24 protein-coding genes are annotated in these 26006 nt (G+C 36.8%); 5 read left to right on the top strand and 19 right to left on the bottom strand.

Annotated features, from left to right (window positions below; all coding sequences use genetic code 11):
- Positions 1 to 6: 6 nt before the first annotated feature.
- The 9 genes from FE813_RS01540 to proQ all read right to left on the bottom strand — a co-directional run bounded on the left by FE813_RS01540 (position 7) and on the right by proQ (position 8080).
- Positions 7 to 849 (bottom strand): DUF5358 family protein, encoded by an 843-nt coding sequence (locus tag FE813_RS01540; RefSeq protein ID WP_139989201.1) that lies wholly within the window; start codon positions 847 to 849, stop codon positions 7 to 9.
- Between the two features lie 13 nt (positions 850 to 862).
- Positions 863 to 1135, bottom strand: coding sequence for a hypothetical protein (locus tag FE813_RS01535; RefSeq protein ID WP_065249682.1), 273 nt, complete (start codon positions 1133 to 1135; stop codon positions 863 to 865).
- Between the two features lie 152 nt (positions 1136 to 1287).
- Positions 1288 to 1596, bottom strand: a complete 309-nt coding sequence (locus FE813_RS01530; RefSeq protein ID WP_065249683.1) for a WYL domain-containing protein — start codon at positions 1594 to 1596, stop codon at positions 1288 to 1290.
- 161 nt (positions 1597 to 1757) lie between these two features.
- Positions 1758 to 2396: an MBL fold metallo-hydrolase gene (locus tag FE813_RS01525; protein ID WP_139989200.1), complete on the bottom strand. Its 639-nt coding sequence runs from the start codon at positions 2394 to 2396 to the stop codon at positions 1758 to 1760.
- A 9-nt stretch (positions 2397 to 2405) separates the two neighbouring features.
- Positions 2406 to 3161 (bottom strand): TatD family hydrolase, encoded by a 756-nt coding sequence (locus FE813_RS01520; RefSeq protein WP_139989199.1) that lies wholly within the window; start codon positions 3159 to 3161, stop codon positions 2406 to 2408.
- 52 nt (positions 3162 to 3213) lie between these two features.
- Positions 3214 to 3774, bottom strand: coding sequence for a peptidoglycan L,D-endopeptidase MepK (gene mepK, locus FE813_RS01515; protein ID WP_139989198.1), 561 nt, complete (start codon positions 3772 to 3774; stop codon positions 3214 to 3216).
- A 30-nt stretch (positions 3775 to 3804) separates the two neighbouring features.
- Positions 3805 to 5265, bottom strand: a complete 1461-nt coding sequence (locus FE813_RS01510; protein WP_459562308.1) for a L,D-transpeptidase family protein — start codon at positions 5263 to 5265, stop codon at positions 3805 to 3807.
- A gap of 74 nt (positions 5266 to 5339) precedes the next feature.
- Positions 5340 to 7415 (bottom strand): carboxy terminal-processing peptidase, encoded by a 2076-nt coding sequence (gene prc, locus FE813_RS01505; protein ID WP_139989196.1) that lies wholly within the window; start codon positions 7413 to 7415, stop codon positions 5340 to 5342.
- Between the two features lie 26 nt (positions 7416 to 7441).
- Positions 7442 to 8080: an RNA chaperone ProQ gene (gene proQ, locus FE813_RS01500; RefSeq protein WP_180978659.1), complete on the bottom strand. Its 639-nt coding sequence runs from the start codon at positions 8078 to 8080 to the stop codon at positions 7442 to 7444.
- Positions 8081 to 8259: 179 nt separating this feature from the next.
- Here proQ and FE813_RS01495 point away from each other — a divergent pair, with 179 nt between their 5' ends.
- Positions 8260 to 9510, top strand: a complete 1251-nt coding sequence (locus FE813_RS01495) for a PqiA/YebS family transporter subunit (RefSeq protein ID WP_139989195.1) — start codon at positions 8260 to 8262, stop codon at positions 9508 to 9510.
- Positions 9494 to 12136 (top strand): PqiB family protein, encoded by a 2643-nt coding sequence (locus FE813_RS01490; RefSeq protein ID WP_139989194.1) that lies wholly within the window; start codon positions 9494 to 9496, stop codon positions 12134 to 12136. The genes FE813_RS01495 and FE813_RS01490 overlap by 17 nt, the downstream gene beginning before the upstream one ends.
- 43 nt (positions 12137 to 12179) lie before the next feature.
- Here the strand turns inward: FE813_RS01490 and FE813_RS01485 are convergent, their stop codons facing one another.
- The 3 genes from FE813_RS01485 to lptF all read right to left on the bottom strand — a co-directional run bounded on the left by FE813_RS01485 (position 12180) and on the right by lptF (position 15285).
- Complete coding sequence (locus tag FE813_RS01485) at positions 12180 to 13022, bottom strand: patatin-like phospholipase family protein (RefSeq protein ID WP_139989193.1); 843 nt, start codon at positions 13020 to 13022, stop codon at positions 12180 to 12182.
- An 86-nt stretch (positions 13023 to 13108) separates the two neighbouring features.
- Complete coding sequence (lptG, locus tag FE813_RS01480; protein WP_046942840.1) at positions 13109 to 14185, bottom strand: LPS export ABC transporter permease LptG; 1077 nt, start codon at positions 14183 to 14185, stop codon at positions 13109 to 13111.
- 5 nt (positions 14186 to 14190) lie between these two features.
- Positions 14191 to 15285 (bottom strand): LPS export ABC transporter permease LptF, encoded by a 1095-nt coding sequence (gene lptF, locus FE813_RS01475; RefSeq protein WP_065246752.1) that lies wholly within the window; start codon positions 15283 to 15285, stop codon positions 14191 to 14193.
- Positions 15286 to 15392: 107 nt separating this feature from the next.
- On the opposite strand from lptF, the gene FE813_RS01470 reads away from it, so the two are divergent.
- Positions 15393 to 16868: a leucyl aminopeptidase gene (locus FE813_RS01470; RefSeq protein WP_139989192.1), complete on the top strand. Its 1476-nt coding sequence runs from the start codon at positions 15393 to 15395 to the stop codon at positions 16866 to 16868.
- Between the two features lie 50 nt (positions 16869 to 16918).
- On the opposite strand, the gene FE813_RS01465 is transcribed toward FE813_RS01470, so the two are convergent.
- Positions 16919 to 17335, bottom strand: a complete 417-nt coding sequence (locus tag FE813_RS01465) for a hypothetical protein (RefSeq protein WP_139989191.1) — start codon at positions 17333 to 17335, stop codon at positions 16919 to 16921.
- Positions 17336 to 17478: 143 nt separating this feature from the next.
- On the opposite strand from FE813_RS01465, the gene FE813_RS01460 reads away from it, so the two are divergent.
- A complete protein-coding gene (locus FE813_RS01460) occupies positions 17479 to 19065 on the top strand; it encodes a hypothetical protein (RefSeq protein ID WP_139989190.1) in 1587 nt (528 codons plus the stop codon).
- A 50-nt stretch (positions 19066 to 19115) separates the two neighbouring features.
- A complete protein-coding gene (locus FE813_RS01455; protein WP_139989189.1) occupies positions 19116 to 20516 on the top strand; it encodes a surface lipoprotein assembly modifier in 1401 nt (466 codons plus the stop codon).
- A gap of 333 nt (positions 20517 to 20849) precedes the next feature.
- On the opposite strand, the gene modC is transcribed toward FE813_RS01455, so the two are convergent.
- The 6 genes from modC to FE813_RS01425 all read right to left on the bottom strand — a co-directional run bounded on the left by modC (position 20850) and on the right by FE813_RS01425 (position 26001).
- Complete coding sequence (gene modC, locus FE813_RS01445; protein WP_139989188.1) at positions 20850 to 21905, bottom strand: molybdenum ABC transporter ATP-binding protein ModC; 1056 nt, start codon at positions 21903 to 21905, stop codon at positions 20850 to 20852.
- A complete protein-coding gene (gene modB, locus FE813_RS01440; protein ID WP_180978658.1) occupies positions 21892 to 22620 on the bottom strand; it encodes a molybdate ABC transporter permease subunit in 729 nt (242 codons plus the stop codon). The genes modC and modB overlap by 14 nt, the downstream gene beginning before the upstream one ends.
- Positions 22621 to 22753: 133 nt before the next feature.
- Positions 22754 to 23518 carry a molybdate ABC transporter substrate-binding protein gene (gene modA / locus FE813_RS01435; RefSeq protein WP_139989187.1) on the bottom strand — a complete coding sequence of 255 codons (765 nt, stop codon included), beginning with the start codon at positions 23516 to 23518 and terminating at the stop codon, positions 22754 to 22756.
- A gap of 122 nt (positions 23519 to 23640) precedes the next feature.
- Positions 23641 to 23814: a DUF5363 domain-containing protein gene (locus tag FE813_RS10435; protein ID WP_180978657.1), complete on the bottom strand. Its 174-nt coding sequence runs from the start codon at positions 23812 to 23814 to the stop codon at positions 23641 to 23643.
- Between the two features lie 8 nt (positions 23815 to 23822).
- Positions 23823 to 25655, bottom strand: a complete 1833-nt coding sequence (locus tag FE813_RS01430) for a tRNA(Met) cytidine acetyltransferase TmcA (protein ID WP_139989299.1) — start codon at positions 25653 to 25655, stop codon at positions 23823 to 23825.
- A 4-nt stretch (positions 25656 to 25659) separates the two neighbouring features.
- A complete protein-coding gene (locus FE813_RS01425) occupies positions 25660 to 26001 on the bottom strand; it encodes a SirB2 family protein (protein WP_180978656.1) in 342 nt (113 codons plus the stop codon).
- Positions 26002 to 26006: the final 5 nt, after the last annotated feature.

Genomic DNA, 26006 nt, shown 5'->3' with positions numbered 1-26006 from the left:
TTCTCCTTAATTACAAACATTTGTCCAACCGCCAGTTCCCCAACCATTTCCAATAGATTGACAGGAAGAACGCATATTCTGATTCATTTGATTCATAAATTGTGTGCCCTGTTGGATTTGCTGATTCATATTTCGAAGTCCTGAACTAATAGAGTTAGAGAATTCTTGAAATGCAGCTTGCTGAGCAGCTTGTCTTTGCATCTCTAACATTTGCTGTTGATATTCACGTTGCTGAGCTAACATTTGACGCTGATATTCAGCTTGCTGCTGACGAGCTAATTCGGCTTGACCTTGTGGTGTTTTTAAATATGCTTCGCGGGCTTTACGCTCTTTTTCAGCTTGAATTTGCTGAGCTTTACGCTGCTGCTCTGCTGCTTTTTGTTTAGCAATAGCTTGTTTTTTCTGTTCTTGAATTTGTTTTCTTAATTCTGAAATTGCATTGTTATAGTCTCTTTTGAATGCCTTACATTCATTTACGTCAACATTTGCTATATTGTTATTAAATTTTTTATGCTGTTCAGAAAAATAAGCTTGTGAAGCAGGATCGTTTGCTATTATTCTTGAATCTCGTTCTCCTATTACTTTAACAATGGTGTTCAGCTGAGCATTATTCCAAAGAATTCTTTCTTCTTGAGAATATTTTCTATAGACCTTTCTATCCGCATCCTCCAATGTTAGACCTTTTAATTCAGGGTGGATACAATGTTCTAATTTATTAATAACAGACACAACTTCCTTCATATCCTCATCTGATATTTTATATTTTGGTTGTTGTGGAATAAATTGATAACTACTACCACATGCGGTTAAAACAAAAATCGAAAAAACTGACAACGTTTTTTTAAACATAACTCACCCTATACTAATTACTATATTCACCAAAAAATTTTAATTGAATCGCTTTGACTCCACATTTTTCAAGAGTATTTCTTGCTCTCAATTCTAAAGCTTTCAATTCAGAATTTACTTTATCTATATCTATTTCAATATCTTTAATAAAATTACATTCCCTTTCAGAAAGAAAAATTCCTTGAACAAACTCATATCCCAAATTTCTAAAAATATTCTCAATATCAGATTTTGGGGTTTCAGATGAAAAAGAGATATATACGCCAATACGAACATTCTTTTTCATAATAGATCTCCTATAAATAAATGTTTAATCAGATTTGTTTGTTTTAGCTTTACAGCTAAAACAACAATGAGTATACTCATTGAGAAATCGATGAAAAAACACACAAAAAATCCCTTTCATTTTTCAATGAAAGGGATTAAAAATTATTCTATTTATATATTCTCGCCCAACCTCCTCAATCTCCTCTCCAAACTTCGCATCCACCAATTCAGCATCTCACTTTCCACCACCGTCGCACGAACTAAATAAGTTTCGCCTTCGTCTGTGATTTCTTGATCTGTGGACAACGGCGTTTCGGTTAAATGGAAACCATAAGGCTTACCAATGCGAAAAGTCAGACGGATTTTCTTGCCGTTACCAAAGCCAAAATGTTGTTCAGCGAGATAATGTTTTAGGTTGAATTTTGAGCGTTCAAAAGTGAACGTGGTTGCAGTAGCATTGAGAAAGCGATATTTGCTCAACAGGGATTACCCTTTTTTAGGAATGAAACGCAAGATTTCGAGAAGTAACTGAATAGTAGAATGAGGTTGTGACATAATCTCGCCCTTTTTCGCATAAAATCAATAAAAAACCGTACTTCATCTCTTAAACAAAGTGCGGTTATTTTTACTTGTATTAAAACTTAGGATTTAGAATTTAAAAATGGGTTTGTCTGTTTTTCTCGGCCAATGGTTGTATAAGGTCCATGCCCAGCGATAATAATAATATCTTCGTTCAGCGGTAATAATTTTGTTCGAATTGAAGAAATCAATGTTTCATAATCGCCACGAGGAAAATCGGTACGACCAATTCCGCCTTGAAATAATACATCGCCTGTAAATGCCACTTTTTTATCATGTTCAATAAAACCGATATGCCCAGGTGTATGCCCTGGTAAATGTAAAATCTCGAAATTAAAGCCATCTAATTTTAAGATTTCACCTTCTTGATTAAACCAACGATCAGGTAAAAAGGCTTCAATATTTGGCAAACCAAAGTGTTGGGCTTGTTCGGGTAAACTCTCAAATAAAAATTTATCTTCTTCATGAGAGCCCCAAATTTCAACGCCAAAATGTTGTTTTAACTGCATCGCTGCGCCAACATGATCTAAATGTCCATGGGTAAGCAAAATCACTTTAAGATTTAAATCCAGTTCTTCAATACGTTGAATTAAGCGTTCGGCTTCGCCACCTGGGTCAATAATTGCTGCATTTTTGTCGTCATCCCAAATCAAAGAACAGTTTTGTTGAAATGCGGTGACTGGGATAATTTCGATATTCATGCTTGCTCCTTATAATCGATAAAATTGTTGAGTATTCAAAAGCATTTGCTCTTGAACATAATGTAATGGAAAAGATCTTAATTCAGCTACTTTCTTCACTACTGCGAATAATTGCTCAGAAATTACCGCACTTTCAAATCCTTCATGTGGCCAGGGACTATCCGTTTCAATCATCAAACGGTTCAACGACAAATGTTGAGCAACATATTGCGTTTTAGGATTCCATAAAATATCAGGCGTTATGCTAGCAAAATATGGTGTAGATAAAAATTTCTGAAAAGATTTTTCATCTGTCTTAAACCAATGAAAATGGGCTCGTTGGATATTATGTTTCTGCAATAATTCAAGCGCAATATCCACATCATTATGCACAATATGTAAATTTAACGGCAAATCCCATTTTTTCGCTATAAGAATAAATCGCTCCAGTAATTCAATATAAGGTGCGTAATCCAAATTTAAATTTTCACGTTTAGAATAATGTGGCAACCCCACCTCGCCAATCGCAGAAATTAAAGAATGATGTTCATCAATCCATTGAAATAATTCTTCTTGCTCTTCTAAATTTAGCAATAGCTGCTCAGGGTGAAAACCAGCTGCAATATAAAGTTTCTCGGGATAAGCCTGTTTTAAATTCAATAGCTTTTTAGCACTTTTTAGATTCGTACTTACCGCAAGCATACCTGTAATCTTTGAATCACCAAGTGTTTTATGAATATTCTCATCAGAAAGTTGATCCAAATGAAGATGACTGTCAAATAGCATAGTATTTTCCAATGAAAAACCGCACAAAAGTGCGGTCAATTTTAAATTTATTTTATACCCCTTTCCAGGTTCTAACAGGGCCAGTATCCACATGAATAAAATTACTTGTCGGATAATACCCTACCCCACCATTTCGAAGATTTTCTGCGGAAGATTTCACTTTACTCAAAGGCACACCTGCAATACGAAAATCAATGGCCTTTCCTTTAATATGATAGCTATTACTCGCCACGCCTTTACTTTGACGATGACGCATTGCATTAGTTGCAGCGGAACGATATCCACAAATTACTTCAATTTCAGCATTGCGTAAACCTAAATTACTTTGAATATTATAAAACTTGTGGAATAAACTTGGATCCATTCTATGAACTTGGTTTGTTCGTTTATCGCGCATAAAATGGTCTAATTTTTTTAATGTGGCACTTGCGAAACCTTTTTGTGCAGAAAACTCACCACTTAATCGCTCTCCCGTATTAATATTACGGAATGTCAAAATACGAGGCTTAGGTGTTGAAACCATTGCTAATACAGAATTTGGTAAAATTGATGCGCCTAAAACAATGCCACCAAGCGACAACCATTTACGTTTCTGTTTATCAACCTTGTTCATCCTCTCTCCTTTCTATTTTTTGATGGATTATTAGAGATATTTTTTGACCACATTCCAGTTAATTCCACTGAAATTCATCAATCCATCATATTTATAAATATCTGGCAATACTTGAATTTTTCCTTCATCAACCCAGGATGTAACATAGTATATAAACACAGGGTTTTCCGAACGAATTGGGGCAGAAACCGTTTTTTTACTCTCTAAAACATTCTTTTTACGTTCATCAGACCACCCTGCTTCTTTCAATAAAATACTAGCAAGTTGATCGGATTTTTCCACACGTACGCAACCAGAACTTAACGCACGATCTTTACGATTAAATAATCCATGATTTGGCGTATCATGCAAATAAATCGCATCTGAGCTTGGCATATTAAATTTATAATTACCCAATGCGCTATCGCCCGCGGCTTGTCGAACTCGATAAGGGAATTTATTACCAATAGATGCCCAATCAATAGAAGCAGGATCAACGACATTTCCCTGACTATCTAAAATTGAATAATTATGCTCCGTAATATAATTTGGATCCGCTTTCATTTTTGGCAACAAATCTTCATTAATCAAACGAGTCGGCGCATTCCAAGGTGGATTAACAACAACATTACTCAATTTGCTATACATCACTGGCGTACGTCGCTCATCCTTACCAACAATAACACGAGACTCCAAAGTTAAATTACCATCACGATAATACTGCAATTTATAACTTGGAATATTTACAAAGATACCATTATGAAAATCAGGAATTACTCGCAAACGTTGCGCATTAATAGCAAGTTTTTTGCCAACTTCTGATAATCCTGAGGCTGATACCATTGATGATAATGCTTTAACAGTTTGATGATATAAGTGATTATCACCCGATAAACTTTGTACAAAACCTAAAAGTTGGCCATTTTCTACCGCACTTAACCAACGTTGAATATGCTCATCTGCAGGTTGTTGAACTTGATAAGCGCTAGATGAATAAAGCCAACGTTGGGCTTGCACACCTACATTTTGAGTATAATACAAATAATCTAGCAATATATCACTTAATAAAACATCATAAGCTAACCCACCTTGTTGTTCGATCAACTCAAAGGATTCTAAGGATTTTGCTGAACGTTTAGAAATACCGCTAGCCACCATGGCTGCATAACCCTGTAATAATTGACGAGCCGCAGCATTATCTTTCCATAATGGCGCATATTTACGTTCTGCATATAAACGAGCTAACAAAGGCTTAAACTGTAAAGCATGCTCGCCTATTTCATGGGTTAGCGACATTTCTAAAATCGCTTGCTTTTCCTGTGCTAAGCGGGCTTGATCTAATTTAATTTCCTCTTCAAGCTTTTGTTTTTCTTCTGGAGAGAAATGCGAAACATCAACGCCATGAAGTTGTGCCGATTGTCCATTTTTTACAAAATCTGCTAAAGCGCATCCTGACGTCATCATTGACAATGACAACGCAAATACTGAGAGCTTTGCAGAGCTTTTAAACATAGCCATTCCTTAAACATTCCCTAAAACAACCGCACTTTATTTAAATTCTAAAACAAAGTGCGGTTAAAATAATTTTATTTTTTCTCTTCTACTTTTTCTGTTGGTTTCTGAGCTTCTTTACCAACATCTTGCGCACTTGAATTCAACATGACAAAATCCGCAGCCATTTTTTCTGCTTCTTTTAAGAAGAAATCTGGCGCTTCATAATCTTTCGGTAAATCATCAATATCATTTAATGCTTTTTTGCCTTCGCGTTTAAAACGCTCATTAATATCTTTTAAGCGTCTTGCATCATCCTTATCATTTTCAGCTTTACGCGTTTGATAATTCAACGATAAGAATTTGCGATCACGGCGCTCATTACGAATTTTTAAATCTTCATTCAATGCAACAAATTCAGGATCTTTAGCAATACGCTCAAGATGTTTTTGATTTAATACATCAACATCTTTGCGCGCATTACCAACTTCTTTATAAGTTGCGGATGGAATTTTATCCCACGGCAATGCATTATCTTCTTTATCTTCGCCATATTCTTTCGCATCGATAATTTCAGGGAAATTAATATCTGCCGCCACACCTTTTAACTGAGTTGATCCACCATTAATTCGATAGAATTTTTGGATGGTATATTGCAATAAACCTAACGGAGTCTGATCCAAATCATACACAAAATTCAAAGGACGACTTTGCTGAACGGTACCTTTACCGTAAGTATTTTGTCCAATAACAATACCGCGATTGTAATCCTGCATTGCCGCTGCAAAAATTTCTGATGCTGAAGCACTATAACGGTTAATCATGACAAACAAAGGGCCTTTATATTGTTGCTCAGCATCATCATCTTCATGTACACGAATTCGTTGATAAGCATCACGTACTTGCACAACAGGACCATTAGTAATAAACAAACCACTTAAAGCAACTGCTTCTGTTAATGCGCCACCACCGTTCTCACGCAAATCAATAATTAACGCATCGGCTTTTTGTTTCTCGGCTTTAACCAATAATTTTTTAACATCATCAGTTAAACCAATATAGAAACTTGGCACTTTGATTACCGCAATATTTTTACCATCTGCTTTATCCATGGTTAATTTTGCAGCTTGATCTTCAATACGCACTTTATCGCGCACTAAAGTAATAATGCGGGATTTTCCACCTTTAGACGGTTCAATTTCTAACCGCACTTTTGTGCCTTTTTTACCCTTGATTTTCTCAACAATATCTTCTAAACGCCAGCCAACGACATCTTCAATCTCGCCTGTTGCTTGACCCACACCAATAATCTTATCTCCGGGATGTAATTTTTTACTTTTCTCCGCTGGTGCGCCAGGAACAAGTGACTTAATGCTTGTTTCATCATCTTCTGATTGTAACGTTGCCCCAATCCCCTCAAGAGAAAGATTCATGCTTTCATTAAAACTTTTCGCGGTTCTTGGTGCAAGATAGCTGGTATGTGGATCAATTTCTCGAGCAAATGCATTTAAATAAGTTTGAAGAATATCATCTGCCTTCGTTTGAGTTAAACGGCGAATTGCCAAATTATAACGTTTGGTGAGTTTTGACTTAATTTCTGACCATTTTTTATCTTTTAATTTAAGATTGATAATGTCATTTTTTACTCGTTCTTCCCAAAGTTTGTTAGCTTCCTCTTCGTTTTTCGGAAATGCCGCTTTTTCACGATCAATTTCAATTTGATCCTGACCATTCAAATTAGGTTCTTTATCTAATAAAGACAATGCATAAGCATAACGTTCATAACGACGCTTCATCATTACATCATAAATGTCAAAAGCAGCAGAAAGATCACCTTGATTTAACTGGTCATCCAACTTAGCGCCATATTTTTGACGAAGTTCATCTACATCAGATTGCAAAAAGGTGTTATGGCTAAAATCAATATTTTTAATATAACGATCAAAAATCTTTTCAGAAAAAGCATCATCCAATGAGATCTTTCGATAATGCGATTGGGTTAATCGAGTCGTTGCACGCTTAGTCGCCAACTGATTCTCTTCGCTTGCTGTTGGAATAGTGATATCGCTCAGTTTTAATTTAGGCTGCACAGCCAAAGCAGGCACAGAGCCGATTAACAATGCCGATAACAATGCGCTAGTAATCACATTTTTTGAAATATTAGATCTCATAACCTTTCCCGAGTAGAATTAAATCATTATGCAAATAAACGATCTGCAGCTACGCTCATAACCAAACCGTTTTCAAGCTGAACACGAGCTGAATCTTTTAGGACTTCCACTACTGTTGCTTTTTTCGCATGATCACCAGCTTTCACTTTCACCACAGAACCAACAGAAATTTGTGAAAAATCAACCGCATTTAATGACGGCTTATTGAAATGTTTAGCATTTTTATTTGCAGGTTTACGTGGGCGTTGTTTTTGTTGTGCTTTTTTCGCGGCTGCCTCTGATTTACGTTTTTCAGCAACACGAGCTTTTGCATCTGCAAGCTGTTGAGCTGCATGGGCTACATGTTCAGCTTCTAACACGCCAGCTGGATTACCTTGTAAATCTACGCGCACTGCGCCTTCCCGACAGCCATGTAAATAACGCCAATTTGATGTGTATTGACGAAGAGCCTGACGCAACTGAGTTTTACTTACACGCTCATCATCTTGTAATGCTTCCGCTAAATCTTGGAACAGACCAATTTTTAATGGTTTTGCTTCGCCTTCTAAAATAAAGCAAAGAGGGAATTTTTCAGCCAAATACGCAATAATATCTTTTGTATTGGTTAATTTTTGTGAATTTACTTGCGCATCAGTGGTCTGAACGCCAGATTGAGAATCAGTCATATTAGTTATCCTAGGGTAAATATAAACCGACCTAGTTTATCGCACTTTTTACAAAATTTACAATGAATCAAAACATTGTGAATAAATTTTGCACAAAAATAGTCAAGAACACTTCCCATATATACTTAAACAAGGCTAAAATGCCCCGTTTTTAACAACCGAATAAAAGATAATCTTTCGTGCAAGAATCAAACCTCACACAAAAATCATTTCAAATTATAAAATGCGAAGAATGTGATGTTAGCGTAGAAACACCTTTAATATTAAATAAAGATGAACAAGCTGAATGTCCACGTTGTCATCACCATTTAACGACAGGTGGGCGTTGGTCTGTTCATCGTTGCGCAATGGTTGCTTTATCGATCCTTATTTTGATGCCATTTGCCTTGGGTTATCCCCTATTAGGTCTTCATTTGTTAGGTGTAAAAATTGACGCATCTATTTGGGAAGGTATTTGGAAAATGTCAGTGGCAGGCTATGAATACACTGCCTTTATGGTGTTTATCTGTGCCGTTGTGATGCCAATTACCTTTGCAATTTTAGTCATCATGCTCTGGATTGCAAAAATTTTGCATATTAAACCACGTAGTGTCTTGCTTTTTTTAGGTTATATAAAACCTTGGGTTATGTTTGATGTTTATTTAGTTGCGCTAGGCGTGACGATGTTCAAGGTGCGTGAATATGCAACACTGGAAATTAATGTTTATTTAATTCCCTTTATTTTCACCGCACTTTTGACAACCTTACTTTTTATCAAATTAAACCTTAAAGCATTATGGAAAGAGTTTTATCCCGAAAATGAACCCGCTTATGATGCAAACAACATTGAATTATGTGATGCTTGTAACTATACATTTTCAAAAAATGGGATTCATTACGATAAGAAGAACAACCCACGATGTCCGCGCTGTTTATCGCCTGTTCATATTTCAGATAATATTAAGTTACAACGCACTTGGGCAAGTTTAATTGCAGGGATTATTATGCTCTTCCCAGCAAATTTATTACCCATATCAGGCATTTATTTAACAGGTTCGCTCTCTGAAGATACATTAATATCCGGAGTTATTTCTTTTGTGAATATGGGCAGTTATTTTGTTGCTTTCGTGGTATTCTTTGCGAGTATTTTTGTCCCAATCAGTAAAGCTGCAATTTTACTTTATTTACTAAGTTGTGTTCATTTTAAATGGCGACACTCTATTAAATGGCAAATACGTTTATTGCATATTGTGCATTTCGTTGGGCGCTGGTCTATGCTCGATTTATTTGTATTAGCCTTAATGATGTCTCTAGTAACACGCGGTGAAATTATTAATTTTACCGTTGGTCCTGGCGCATTTTACTTCGGCGCTGCCGTATTTTGCAGCATGATTTCAACCTCACAATTTGATAGTCGATTAATTTGGAAAATTTATGACAGAGAAAAATAGTTCTTCAATGAAAGATCAACATACAGAAATGACAGCGGCAGTACGAAAAACTCGTCGTATTTCTCCATTTTGGTTACTTCCCTTTATTGCATTATGTATTGGGGCAATTTTATTCTTCCAAATTGTTAAAGAACGTGGCACAAGCATCACGATTACCTTTACCAATGGTTCTGGTATCGTTGCAGATAAAACACAAGTTCGCTACCAAGGTTTGCAAATTGGTGTGGTGAAAAAAGTAAATTTCACAGATAACATGCAAAAAGTGGAAGTTATTGCCAATATCAATCCTGAAGCGTCAAGTATTTTGCGTGAAAATACAAAATTCTGGCTTGTTCAACCAAATGTTTCACTTGCAGGAATTTCAGGTTTAGATTCTCTCGTATCAGGCAATTACATCACTCTTCAACCGGGTGATGGCGATCGCGAAGATGAATTTATTGCGGAAGAACAAGGCCCTATTGCCCAAGTTTCGCCTGGAGATTTATTGATTCACTTAATTTCTGATGACTTAGGCTCAATTTCCATCGGTGCATCCGTCTATTTTAAAAAACTACCTGTAGGAAAAATTTACGATTACCGCATTAATAAAGACAATAAAGTACAAATAGATGTGGTGATTGATAAAGCCTATGCACAATTTGTGAAAAAAGATTCACGTTTTTGGAACATAAGCGGCATTAACGCCAACATTAGCCCATCAGGCTTAAATCTAAATGTAGAAAGTTTAAATGCGGTTGTACAAGGTGCCGTTTCTTTTGACTCTCCAGCTGACAGCCCAAAAGCAGATGAAAATAGTCATTTCACGCTGTATACCAATTTAAAAGCCGCAAAACGTGGCATTGAAGTCAACGTAAATATCCCTGCATCTGCTGGTCTCATTGCAGGACAGACCGAAGTTTATTCTCAAGATAATCCTATCGGGATTCTTTCTAAAATAAGTGCGGTTGAAAATAACGATGAAATTTTAGAAGGCAGTTTATTGATAGATCCAAATCAAGCCTCTTTATTTAAAGCGAATAGCAAAATCGTACTTCGCAATAAAAAAACGGATCTTAGTAATTTAGCAGATCCAAAAAAATTCTTTCGTGGCGAATATTTTGATGTTATTGCTGGAGATGGTGAAACTAAGCATCAATTTGATGTCGTTAAAGAAAATGAGTTATTACTCAATGCACCTAATACATTAGTTTTAACACTCACCGCACCAGAAAATTATGGTGTAAGTGAAGGTCAAAATGTGTTTTATAACAACATGCCAATCGGACAAATTGTTTCACAAAAAGTGGATATAAATGGCGTACAATTTAAGGCAGCAATTGCATCCGAATATCGCAATTTAATTCACGAAAATACACAATTTGTCGCAGCAACCAACTTTGATATCAGCATTGGAGTAGACGGATTGCGTTTTGAGTCCGCGACACCGGAAAAATGGTTACAAGGTGGCGTACGGGTATTAACGAAACAAGGTCAAGGAAAAGCTAAAGATAGCTATCCGCTTTATCAAAATATCAGCAATGCTGAACATGGCATCATTGGAAATATTCTTACGCCAACAATAACCTTACACACCCAAACGTTACCAAGCATTGATAAAGGCTCTCTCGTACTATATCGTCAATTTGAGGTGGGAAAAATTTTAAATATTAAACCTAAAACTAATAGCTTTGATGTGGAGGTTTATATTTATCCCGCCTATCAACATTTGTTGACAGATAAAAGCCGTTTTTGGGTGGAAAGTGCGGCGAAAATTGATATCACACCTAAAGGAATTAGCATTCAAGCGACGCCACTTGCGCGTTCATTAAAAGGTACGATTAGCTTTGATAATAGTGGTTCGGGCAATAATCGAACACTTTACGCAAATGAAAGTTATGCAAAATCTATCGGACTTGCCATCACCTTAATGGCAGATGATGCAACCAATCTGAGCAAAGGAATGAGTCTGCGCTATTTGGGTTTAGACGTAGGACAAATTGACAGTATTCAGCTTGATGCAAAATCTAAACGCATCACTGCAAAAGCGTTAATCAACCCAAATTATATGAATATGATTGCAAAAGAAGGTTCTAACTTTACGATTATCTCACCGCAAATTTCAGCAGGTGGAATAGATAACCTTGATAGCTTATTACAGCCTTATATCGATATTGAAATTGGGAATGGTAAAGCAAAAACACAATTCAATTTAGCGCAAACAGCGCCACAACGTAATAAATTTAGTAATGGCACGCCATTTATTTTAGAAACACGTGATGCAATGAATTTAAGTGAAGGTTCACCAATTCTTTATCGAGGCGTAGAAGTGGGTACTGTGAAAAAATTTGAGCTTAACAGTCTTGGTGATCGCGTCTTAGTTCATATCGCAATCATGCCAAAATATAATCATCTTGTTCGACAAAATACAGAATTTTGGGTTGCATCAGGCTATGACTTTACCTTAGGTTGGAAAGGTGCCGCATTTAATACAGGAAGTGTTCAACAGTTGCTAAAAGGTGGTATTTCTTTCTCCACACCAGCAGAAAAAGAAATTCAACCACAGGCGCAGCCAAACAAACGTTTCTTACTTCAGATAAAACGCCCTGAAGAAGTGCAAACTTGGGGAAGCGGCGCTTTACCACAATAAATAAAAAATGGATTAAACGGTAAAAGGTTTAATCCATTTTTTATTATCGATTTAAATAGTCCAATAAGTTTTTCCACTGTAATTGCATATCTTTTATACCCAACTCATACATTGCCTGCAATTTATTGGGATCTTTTTCAATGCGCTTAATCTTCAAATCAACAGAAGGTCGAATAACAAAAATATCGCCTTTTTCTGCTAGCTTAATCACATTTTCAACTTGTTGATTATACATGGCATAACGCTGATTTACGGCATCTGCAAAATGTGGATAACGTCGATAAAACCATTTGGCAATCCAAGTCATTGGCTTAGATTTTCTATAATCTAAAGTGCGGGTAAGAATGACAATGATTTTATCGTATCCTAACTTCTGCATTTGTTCGACAGGAATAGAATCCGCAATAGCGCCATCCAAATAAGGAATCCCGTCTATCTCAACAGGACGAGAAACATAAGGCATGGCGGAGGTAGCACGCAACACCTCCATTTGGGCCAAAGGATCTATTAATTTGACATATTCTGCTTGCGCAGTTTGTAAGTTAGTTACAGCTACATAAAAATCGATATCTGATTCTTTAAACGTTTTATTATCAAACACATCATATTTGAAAGGTACTTCATAAAAAGCAAAATCTTTATTCACGATATTGCCTGTCCTCACCAAACTTTTAAAACTGATATAACGCTTATCCGATATAAATTTCTTGTTGTAACGAATTGCCCGCTCTTTTTGCCGAGAAGGATAATTAACCCCAAATAATGCACCTGCAGAAACGGAAATGATACCATCAACCCAAAAATCTTTATCTAAGAAGGTATCTAGTACTCCCGCAGTGTACATGCCTCGCATCGCCCCACCTTCTAATACTAAGCCAATTTTCATTGATTTTTTAACTTCTTCCATTTGAAAACAACACATAAAAATATTGCGTGCCATTTCTGAACACGCAATTATTTGAACGATCTGAATTAATCCCGTTTCCGACTCAGCAACCACCAAATCATCACGATAAATAGCAAACTTGGCATTAGCGCACCGAAAACAGCAGGCATGTTATAAACAACGCTCATTTGCCCGAAGATTTCATTTACTACATAGAACAAAAAGCCAAAACAGATGCCCGTTACAATTCTAGCGCCCGCGGTCACACTGCGTAGCGATCCAAAAATAAACGATAATGCCAATAACATCATCACACCAACAGACACAGGTTGGAAAATTTTCCGCCAGAATGTGAGTTCAAAGCGACTCACATCCTGACCTGTTTCACGTAAAAATGAAATGTAATTATACAAACCTGAAATAGACAGTGATGTAGGACGTAAAGAAACAGCACCTAATTTATCTGGCGTTAAATTTGTTTCCCATTTTTCCGATAAGCGATTACTTGTCGTGATTTCATCTTTGCTAATCATAGAATGGTTCACTTGACGTAAAGTCCATTTACTTTCATCTTCCGAATAACTTGCTTGGTTAGCATGTTTCAACTCCGTCAAATTACGATGCTGATCAAAAGTATAAATATAAATATCGTTTAATTTTGCGTCATCCGTCACACGTCGAACAAACACAAAATTATTACCATCTTTTGCCCAAACGCCATTCTTCATGGAAAGCATGGAACCACCAGAAAGCGCTCGAGCACGCATATCACGTGCGAACTGTTCTGTTTGCGGAATCCCCCACTCACCAATCACCATTGTTAACAACACTAATGGTAATGCGGTTTTCATCACGGCCATTCCAATTTTAAAACGAGAAAAGCCAGCAGCTTGCATCACAACGAGTTCGCTTCGACTCGCAAGATTACCCAAAGCCATTAGGGCACCAAGCAATGCCGCCATAGGAAAGAAAGTTTCAATATCTTTTGGAATGGTTAACCCAGTAAAAGCCACCGCTTGCCAAATATCATAAGTGCCTTTACCCACACTACGAAATTGTTCCACAAATTTGATAATGGCAGAGAGTCCAACCAATGTAAGCAAAGTGGCAAAAATCGAGCCAAGAATACTTTTTCCAATATAACGATCTAGGGTATTCATCATTTTGCTTATCCTTTTCTACTGAATAAATGGCGGAATTTATACATCGCAGCGCTATCCCAACCGTTTAACACTATACCAAGCAACAAAAAGCCGATATTAACAAGAGGCATAAAAATAGCAGCATCTAATTTTCCTGCTGCCCCCGCAGATTTAAAGGAGCTTTGTAATAAAAAATAAATTAAATAGAGTAAAAGTGCGGGTAAAATTTTGGCAAATCTACCTTGTCGAGGATTTACACGACTTAATGGCACAGCAATTAACGCCATTAGTGGAACCGCTAGAATTAATGTAATACGCCAATGCAATTCAGACTTCGCAGAAGATGAATCTAAACCGATAAGTTGAGACAATGTTAATTCCGCGACTTCATCATTCGTATTTTCTGTTTCCTGATGACCTAAATAGGCTTGATATTCATCAAAATGCGTAATGCGGAAATCAGGCAAAACAGACGTGCCTTCAACTCGTTGCGTATTTTGTAAATTCAGAATTTGATCGCCATTTGGCAACGCTTTTAATTCGCCTTTTTCAGCAGTCACAACTGATGGTTTCGTTTGTCCTTTCGGCGCAGTTTGGAACAAATACACGTCATTAATTTGATTTCCCTTAATACTATCAATAAATAACACAAAATTGTTGTTATTCGTTGCTATAAACTGACCAGAAGCAAGCGCCCCCATTGTTGGATTCGCTTTGGCATCTTCCACAATTGCAGCTTGTTTTTGAATTGACCAAGGCGAAAGCCACAAGACGTTATAAGCAGCAAGTCCCGCAGTAATCAATGATAGCATTAACGCCACACGCACTAAAACACGCTGCCCGACACCACAAGCACGCATCACCGTTATTTCACTTTCCGCATAAAGACGACCAAAAGTGAGTAAAATCGCAATAAACAAACATAATGGCAACATTAATTGCGCCATAGCAGGCATGCCTAGCCCAAGCAAGGAAAATACCAAATCAGCTGGCACTTTACCATTAGCCGCAGATCCCAGTACGCGCACTAACTGCTGAGAGAAAAATATCAGCAATAAAATGAACAAAATAGCGACTTGGCTCTTAAATACTTCTTTCGTTAAATATCGAATTAAAATCATCTTATTTCGTTTGTTTTTCTAAATCTAAAACGGGGGAAAACTGGATAAAATCGGTCGCGTATGATACCTTATTTTCGCTGAATTAAACAGAAATTTAAGGACATCAAATGAAATATCAAGCAAAAAACACCGCACTTTCTCAAGCCACTGATTGCATTGTTTTAGGCGTATATGAGAACAATGAATTTTCAAAAAGTTTCCATGAAATCGATCAATTAACCCAGGGCTATTTAAACGATTTAGTGAAATCAGGTGAGCTAACTGGCAAATTAGCCCAAACCATTTTACTTCGTGATCTTCAAGGTTTATCTGCTAAACGCGTATTAATCGTTGGCTGTGGCAAAAAAGGAGAACTCACGGAGCGCCAATATAAACAAATCATCCAAGCTGTATTAAAAATGCTAAAAGAAACCAACACACGTGAAGTTGTTTCTTATTTAACTGAAATTGAATTAAAAGATCGCGATCTTTATTGGAATATCCGCTTTGCAATTGAAACGATTGAACACACTAATTATCAATTTGATCATTTCAAATCTCAAAAAGCAGAAGCCTCTGTTTTAGAATCCTTCATCTTTAATACAGATTGTGAGCAAGCACAACAGGCTATTTCTCACGCCAATGCGATTAGCTCAGCTATAAAAGCAGCACGCGACATCGCAAATATGCCACCAAATATCTGCAACCCCGCTTATCTTGCTGAACAAGCAAAAAATTTAGCAGAAAATTCTACCGCACTTTCTTTGAAAGTTGTGGATGAAGAAGAAATGTCAAAACTTGGAATGAACGCTTATCTTGCCGTCTCAAAAGGCTCTGAAAACCGTGCTTACATGTCTATTTTGACATTCAATAATGCGCCAGATAAAAACGCCAAACCCATTGTACTTGTAGGCAAAGGATTAACCTTTGATGCAGGCGGTATTTCACTTAAACCTGCCGCTGACATGGATGAAATGAAATATGACATGTGTGGTGCTGCTTCTGTCTTCGGCACTATAAAAGCTATTGCAGAGTTGAATTTGCCATTAAACGTTATTGGTGTTTTAGCTGGTTGTGAAAATCTGCCTGATGGCAATGCTTATCGCCCAGGCGATATTCTTACCACTATGAATGGTTTAACCGTAGAAGTGCTCAACACCGATGCGGAAGGTCGCTTAGTCCTTTGTGATGCACTTACTTATGTTGAACGTTTTGAACCTGAGCTTGTTATTGATGTTGCAACCTTAACTGGTGCTTGTGTGGTTGCTCTTGGTCAACACAATAGCGGCTTAGTTTCTACAGATAACGATCTTGCCAATGCACTACTCCACGCGGCAACAGAAACCACTGACAAAGCCTGGCGTTTACCATTAAGCGAAGAATATCAAGAGCAACTTAAATCGCCTTTCGCCGATCTTGCCAACATTGGCGGTCGCTGGGGTGGCGCAATTACAGCGGGTGCATTTTTGTCTAACTTCACGAAAAAATATCGCTGGGCACATTTAGACATCGCTGGTACGGCTTGGCTACAAGGTGCCAATAAAGGCGCAACTGGCCGCCCTGTTTCTCTATTAACACAATTTTTGATTAATCAGGTTAAATAAAATAGTCATGAAAATAACCGCACTTTTGAAAAGTGCGGTTATTATTCATATTATTTCCCCGAACGATACGCCTTATCCATCGCCATAATCACCTCACGTACCACTTTTTTCTGCTCTTGTGGCAAATTCAAGAATATCTGAAAAAGCGTCTGATCCTGATAGCTTGCCGCACTTTCCCAAATATGCTTATTCGGTTCTTTTTTCTTTTCTAATTTTGCAACTTGATAGGCCTTTTCATCTGATACTAATTCTTGAATATCAATTTCTAACCATTTCGCTAAGGTTTGTAAGCGAGCAAGCGAAGGCAATCCCTCTCCTCTTAACCAGCGAGCGACAGCGTGCAAACCAATCGGCTTACCATAATGACGTAAGTTAAATTCACGCTCAATTACCGAGGCTTTTGGTTCATAGCCCTTCTCAATCAAGATCCGACGTAAATTTGTTGCAAATTTTTCTTTTTCATTCATATCTGCAACTTTAAACAGATCTTTTTAATTTACGAAAATCTTGATTAAAAATTACGTAACAATTATTATAATTACGCTTTAAATTACCATAAAAATTACGTTAATTAAGGTTAATAAAATTAATTTCTTAGTAAGGATATTTTATGTCAAAAAAATTATATAGTAATGTTGCTATATCTATTCTTCTTTCATTAGGTGTATCAGCTTGTGGATCAAAAGGTGGTTCATCTCCTACATCAACTGATATTTCTCAAGTTAACCAAATAAAAAAATTAAAAGAACAAATAGAAGCTGAAGTTAAAGAGAAATCAAAAGCTGTAACCTCAGCTGAACAAGCGAAAGCCCAAGCCGCCGCTGAAAAAGCTGCCCAAGATTTAGCGAAAGCAAATGCAGCCTTAGAAGCCTCAAAAGCGGAAACCGCAGCAGAACAAGCGAAAGCACAAGCGGCTGCCAATAAAGCGGCTCAAGATTTAGCGAAAGCGAATCAAGCCTTAGAAGCCTCAAAAGCGGAAACCGCAGCAGAGCAAGCTAAAGCACAAGCGGCTGCCAATAAAGCTGCCCAAGATTTAGCGAAAGCAAATGCAGCCTTAGAAGCCTCAAAAGCGGAAACCGCAGCAGAACAAGCGAAAGCACAAGCGGCTGCCAATAAAGCGGCTCAAGATTTAGCGAAAGCGAATCAAGCCTTAGAAGCCTCAAAAGCGGAAACCGCAGCAGAGCAAGCTAAAGCTCAAGCGGCTGCCAATAAAGCAGCCCAAGATTTAGCAAAAGCAAATCAAGCATTAGAAGCCTCAAAAGCGGAAACCGCAGCAGAGCAAGCTAAAGCACAAGCGGAAGCAGAGAAAGCTGCACGAGATTTAGCAGCGTTGCAGGAACAATATAATAATCTTGTCAATAAAGATGAAATTGAAAAAGCTAAAAAAGAAGCTGAATTAGAACTTGCCAAAGAGCGCTTGAAAGAAGCCGTGGCTAAACGAGAAATTTATGATTTGACCGATCAAAGTTGGCGTGTATTAGATATTGAACAAAGTAATCAACATGTAAATGGACGAGTTCAGTATTCGAAATCTGCAACGGTACCAAAAGATAATGTGGTTCTTATTACTAAAGAGATTGATTTTTCTAAATCTCCGGTTGAACCTAATGTTTACCATACAAGTGATAATATAAAGGTCATTAATAAATCTTTCAGTAAAGGAGAGGTTGTTAGCAGTGAAGAAAATGCAGGTCGATATTATTACATCAATCAAGATTATTCTTCTTATGCTTCATTTAATGCTTATAAATTTAACCCTTTAAAATATTTAGATTCTAGGAATCATCTTGTTTACGTAGCATTACCAACTAAATTGGAAGCTGAAATATTTAAAGGGAATGGTAAGTATACCTATACTGGATACGCCATGAAAGAGTGTTGCGATCCTCCAAATGGAAACCTGACACTAAATTTATTTGTTTATCCAACATCTTCTTTTGTTAAAGGTGAGATCAATTTTGGTAATGATGATAAATATGTATTAGGAGTTGCAAATGTTAATTTAGCAAATACAGATACACATTTTAGAGGGAAAGTAGACTATTCTTATAGAAAATTTAAAGATGATCGTAATCTTACAAGACGGACAGATCTTGACTTAAATTATTTTGGTGTATTTGCAGGACCTAATGCTGAAGAAGTTGTAGGAGCAGTGGAAGGCTATGGCCCAGAAGCTTCATTTGGCGGAAAACGTTAATAACCATATCCCAAAGTAACTTACTTTGGGATACTTATTTTATAAATATCATGAAGAAATTTACATTTTTACTATTTGTTTCAATCAATACATCGGCTTTACCAGAGATAGAGTTAAAGTCTAGCGAAGCTATTCAATCGTCTAAAACAAAATCGGGGGAGACTTTATCTCCTACGATACAAGATAAATTACAACTTACTGAAGAACTTATTCATTCTCCTCAAATTATTAGGAAAATGATAAATCGAGCTATTGATACTAGGCAGTTTCATCTATTATCCGAACTAAATCGTATTTATCAAAAAACGCAAAATCCTGACTTAATTTTATTGAATTATTCCCAAGCAATTATTTACTCACTCGAAGGGAAATACTCTTTAGCCATTGATTTATATCGGAAAATTATTGCTCAATATCCACAATTTCATCCTGTTAGATTACGTTTAGCACAAGTATTATTTGAAGATCAACAGAATGAAGCAGCATTAGACCAATTTAGGAAACTAAATTCAGAAGAATTACCAAAAGATATTAAAGGATTAGTTAGTTCATATATTCTAGCAATTCAAAAAAGATCAGATTGGCAGGTTGATTTTGGATTAACTTATCTTAACGAAAGTAATATAAATAATGCATCGAGTGAAGACTACATTTATTTAGGAAATATACCATTTAAGAAATCAGCAGATGATCTACCCAAAAAAGCAAATGGTGTTGGCTATCAGGTAAATCTTTCTAAAAATATTCATGTGATAAGTAATCACTCTCTTTACTTCGAAAATAACCTTAATGGCAAATCTTATTGGGATCATCATGATTTTGATGATATTCAAAATCGCACAAGTTTTGGATATCAATATCAAAACGCTAAAACAAAATGGAATTTATTACCTTTTTACGAAAGACGTTGGTTTGCAGGTCATAAATATAACTATGGTTATGGCATTAGAAATGAATTTCAACATTGGATAACACCAAATTGGCAATTCACTTTTGCAGCTGAATTTGGACAATTAAAGCATAAAGGGGAAAATAAAATTATTGATGGAAATAATTTATTAAGCTCAACTACTCTACTTTATGCATTTAATTCTCGCAGTTATCTATATATGGGGGTTGATAGATTACAGGAAAATTTAGCCACACGCTCTTTTTCATCAAATCGTGTAACTACACGAATTGGCTGGGGGCAAGAATGGTGGGGGGGAATATCTAGTCGTATTCAACTTAGTTATGGAAAAAGAAAATTTGAAGGTATGCATTCTTTATTTCAAACAATTAGAAAAGATAAAGAAAAAGATTTTTCTTTAACGATTTGGCACAGAAATTTACATTTTATAGGAATTACACCTAAAATTACTTTTAACCATCATAAAGTAAAATCTAATCTTAATACATTGTATTCTTATAATAGAAATAGGGTTTATCTAAATTTTGAGAAAAGCTTTTAGAATTCATCTCAACAATTGGCCAGTTAATCAATTAAATACTGACTTCTATTGTCCTAAACTAAGCCATTTTAAGTCTAGTTGTAGAAGAACAGACCTAATCTGACAAACTACAATAAAAAATGAGAGTTTCCCGTTTAGAATATGAGTATAAAAATCAATCTAAACAGAAAAGAAACTCTCATGTTCTATTCTAACAATCCCTCGTTTAACAGAAATCCTGCTTATTAAACTTATCCGAAGAATTAAGCAACATCTAACAAATCTGTAAAATGATGGATATCCACTACGACCAAAACCTATCAATAAAATTCAGCAATCATTAAAATATGATGCTCACATCACCGACACAGCTTTAATTTGAACATAAACATCTTGCCCAACAGAAAAACGCAGTTCATTTTGCGCCCACTTACTGATACTTGCCCAAATCTTATTCCCTTCCACTAATACGGCAAGATCCACTCGAGAATCTTGTATCTCAATTTGTGCAACTTGGCCACGTAAAATATTACGAATGCTTGTTTGTTTTGGCTTTTGCAGTGTGATAGAAACATCTGAACTATAAATACAAACTCGCACTCGCTCGCCTACATTCGCGGGCACTTGATGAATCCAAAGCGCTTGTTCGCCTAACGAAAGTGCGGTCATTTTATAAGGTGGATTATGCAAATAAACGGGCAAGGCAAGTACACTACTCTGTTCGCTTTCTCCTTTCCAAGGGGCAAAAATAGGACTATTCCAAATTTTTTCTACGCTGTCATAGGCTTTTACAATGCCATTTTCCATCAGCACAACGCGATCAGCTAGACGCAACAGTTCGTCCAAGCTATGTGTAACATATAAAATCGGGATATTAATTTCTTTAGAAAGACGTTCCAAATATTGCATTAGCTCGCGTTTGCGGGGAACATCAAGGGCAGAAAGTGGTTCGTCCATCAGTAAAATGTCGGGTTCTGACAACAGTGCTCGACCGATTGCGACACGCTGCTTTTCACCACCGGAAAGCGTGAGGGGATAACGCTTTAATAAATGAGTAATACCGAGAAGATCGACAATATAATTAAAATCATCTTGTGAGACATTTTTCATGCCATAGCGCAAATTTCCTTTCACTGTGTAGTGAGGAAATAAACGCGCATCTTGGAACACATAGCCAATTTTACGCAAGTGGGTCGGCAATGATTCTTGGGTTTCCCTATCCACTAAAGTGCGGTCATTTAAACGGATGAATCCTTCCTCTGGTTGTATCAAGCCACTGACGAGATTAATCAACGATGTTTTGCCTGATCCAGACAAACCGAAAATGGCGGTTACACCTTGATCTGGCACTTGTATATTCGCTTGCAAGGCAAGTTGCCCGAGCTGTTTTTTCACATTAATCTGCAACATTTCCTTGTCCTAATTTTTTCTGCATTCGCTTGCTCAACCACTCTGACAATAGCAAAGAAATCAATGAAAGAATGATAGCAAATAAACATAAGCGAGCGGTTTGTTCTTCTGCTCCCGGTGTTTGAATAAAAGAATACATCGCAAGGGGAATCGTTTGAGTTTCTCCTGCAATGTTCGACACAAACGTAATGGTCGCACCAAATTCCCCCAATGATCGAGCAAAACCAAGCACCATCCCAGCTAAAACCCCTGGTAAAGAAAGCGGCAAGGTTATTGTAAAAAATACACGCCAAGCAGAAGCACCGAGTGTTTGTGCTGCTTGCTCCAATTTAATATCAATATTTTCTAAAGAAAGTCGAATCGCGCGAACAACCAATGGAAAGGCAACCACTGCAGAGGAAAGCACCGCTCCTTTCCAACTAAAACCAAAAGATAAGCCAAACCACTGATATAAATACTTGCCAATGAAACCATTACGCCCCATTGCCACAAGCAATAGATAACCGATAACCACAGGTGGCAACACTAAAGGCAAATGAATCACGCCAGTAATCAGGGATTTGCCATAGAAGTTTTTGCGCGCTAAAAGCCACGCAACAAAAATGGCTAAAGGCAAACTCCAAAGCATGGAACTGACCGCAACACTCAGGCTTAAATTAATCGCTGAGATTTCCATTGGAGTCAGATTGAAAAATGAAAAAAATTGGGTAAGCAAAATGAATCCTTATACAAATAGCCTCTCTTTAAACCCCTTTTTATGAGAATATCCCGCATTGATGAGAGGTAAGATGCTCTATAATAACAAAAGGGCAGAAATATCCGCCCTTCATGACTATTAAGATTCTATCTTATTTTGCTGAGAAACCATACCCTACAAGCACTTTCTTCGCAGCATCTGATTCTAAATATTTCAAGAAGTCACGAGAATCCGTATTATCATGATCTTTCAAAATAGAAACGGGGTAAACAACCGGTTTATGGCTATCTGCAGGGAACACTGCAACCGTTTTAACTTGTTGACTAATTTTTGCATCAGTGCTGTACACAATACCGTAAGGTGCTTCTGCACGTTCAACTAAAGCTAATGCGCCACGCACATCTTTTGCACGCGCTAAACGCTCTTGCACTTTATCCCATAAATTTAATTTGGTTAATGCTTCTTCTGCGTATTGACCAGCAGGCACGTGCGCAGGATCGCCAACAGATAAATAGCTATCTTTTAATGCATTAATCCATTCGCCTTTTGCAATATCCAAAGAATTTACCGCACTTTTTGCTGGTGCGATTAAGACTAAATCATTGCCTACTAACACTTTTTCGGTTTCTTTCACGGTTAAATCTTTTTCAGAAAGATATTTCATCCATTTATTGCTTGCAGATACAAAAATATCCGCTGGCGCACCTTCTTCAACTTGTTTTGCTAAAGTTGAAGAAGAAGCGAAAGAAAATACAACTTCATTTTTCGGATTTTGTTTTGCGTAATCTTTTGCAACTTGTTGTAAAGCATCTGTCATTGAAGCCGCTGCAAATACAGTCACTTTAGCGGATGCTGCAAAAGAAAATCCTAATCCGGCGATTAAAAGTGCGGTTGAAATTTTAGTTAATTTTTTCATGAATCATCTCCTACGATTATCGATATATAATTTATTATATATCAATTTTAATATACAAAGAAAGTAGCAAATATAAAAAATAACTAATCATTTCAAGTGATTCGCCGTATATAAAAAGGTATTTACTGATTAAATTTATCTTCTGTTTTCTTCAAATTCCCATTTTCATCTTCTTTCGCTGACATAGGCACGCAGCTACAATTAGGTTGATCTAATCCCCATTCTTTAATGAAATTATCATATTTTTCAAGTGCACGTTTAAACCAGCCTTTTGGTTTTGAGATTTGTTCTGTCATAAAGTTCCTCATTCTAAGTATTGTTTAATTTCTAAACGCAAACATTCTACGCCTTTCCTCTTGTTAATAGGAAGTTGTTTTTTTGTTAAATAAGCAGAAATTAATGGAAAATTTTCTTTGCCCGCTAATTTTAATAAACGCCTTATCGCAGGAATGCTCGAAAATAAAGTGCGGTGAAAATTAGCGAAGTTTTTTAAGCTCAGCCAATCAAACTCATCAAGCTTCCAATCAAGCTGATTTTGCTGAAAATTTATTGCGAACGAATGAAAAGATAAAAGGATATTACGCTGAAATTGTTTGTGCGCAGTATCAACTAAAGCCAAGCCTTCTTTGGAAATACCTTTAAGGGCAATCGCTGAATAACAACCACTACTCGCTTCTTGATGCTCACCTAAATGCACCAAAACAAAACCGCACTTTTGCCAAAATTTTGCCAGTTCGTCAGTGTAGCCAAAACTCACCGAAAGAAAATCTACTTCTGAATTTTCCATAAATTTCATTAGATTTTGACCAATACCCTGTTTTTGCCAATTTGGCTGAACCGCGATACGAGAAATACGTAAAGATCGTAATTTACAGGCTTCAGATAAATTTTCATGGAAACATAATGCCTGTGGAACAAGATTCCCTTTTGGGCGGCGTTTGCCTTGTTGAATTTGAATAATCAACTCATCATCAGCCATATTTCCTTCTTCTAATGCCCAAATTGCACCGAGCAAATTCTGTTGATATTCGGCAAAATAAAAACGTTGATTTTCCCCATCAAGTAAACGGCGAAGATCAAGTGGCGAGGTTCGATAATGCGCCAATGTCATTAAGCCATAAAACTCTGCAATATGATGTGTTTTTTGCGCTTCTCGAATTTGATAAGGGAGATGAGGTTGAAAAGGAAATTGCTGAAAATCATCTTCGGCATTTAGCAACAAAAGATCATCAATAAAATGTTCTAACGGATCATTTTCTTGCCAACGCAGGGGCTGTTTAAGCTCAAAATGCTGAAAAGTGCGGTGAATTTTCCGTTTAAATTTTAATTCGAAACCACGCCCCGTCCCTTCGTAGCTATGAATTGTAGTGCTGAAGACAATATGTTGAAAATATTGAGAATATTCTTTCAATAATGGCAATGGGATCATCGCTGCTTCATCTACGAGCAACCAAGCCGATTGACTAAATTCGGGTTCATTTTGTAACCGAATAGTCAGTTCATCGGGAGCGATAAATTCAATTCCTCCTTCTGAAAATTCGATAACCGAATGCACCGTACTTTTATTCGGGGCGGTGAGATAAACTGGCGCTTGAATTTGGTTAGCAAGCATCCCCAATAATGCGGATTTCCCTCTTCCCCGCTTGGCGGTTAGAAAATAAATATCCTGATCGGCCTTTAAAATAGTCTCGATAATTTGTTGTTGCGCTAACGTAGCATTTTTGTGATTCGCATTAGAATAAGAAACCGTAGGAAATTCAACCGCACTTTCATCTCTTAAAATAGGGAAATGATAGCGTTCAATGCAATGTTTGAAATGATCAATAAAATTAGGCGTGGCGATTGCTGACTGATTTCCATTCCAACGTAAACTATCTTGTTCAGGCTGCTGAGATAAATTTTCCCAATCGGATAAGACTAAACAAAGTGTACCGCCCATTTTCAGTGTTCCAGCTGCAATAGCTAGCGCTTCAAGATGAATGCCATTTCGTCCATCAAATAAAATATGTTCAAATTCTTGTCCGAGCAAATTCGTTGCTTTAGAAAAAGCAATGCCGCTTTCACCGATAATTAATACGTTATCAGGTACAAGCGGCAAAATTTTGCAGATTAAAATTTGAAGATGGCGAGATGACATCATTTTATTTTAAGTAGGCAATTAACATCGCACCAATAAAACTTACGCAAGCAAGCCAAAAGAAAATACTTTTGGGTTGAGAAACTTTTTTACTGAAAAATTTCGCAGCAAACAGGATATACAAAATCAGTAATGCGAATTTAGCTATCAACCACCATTCAATACCAAAAGCAAAGAGATATAAAATGACGACACCAGAAACAATCAGCAAGGTATCTGATAAGTGCGGTAAAATTTTTAATAATTTTATCGAACGCCAATTTTTGCCATTAAGCTGCATTGCACCACGAATTACTAACAGTGCCAAACTTAAAAAGGCGAAAAAAATATGTAAATAAACGAGCATAATCA

The organism is Haemophilus seminalis (assembly GCF_006384255.1).
Lineage (GTDB): Bacteria > Pseudomonadota > Gammaproteobacteria > Enterobacterales > Pasteurellaceae > Haemophilus > Haemophilus seminalis.
The sequence above is the reverse complement of the archived record's forward strand: the minus strand, read 5'-3'. Positions and strand labels throughout refer to the sequence as shown.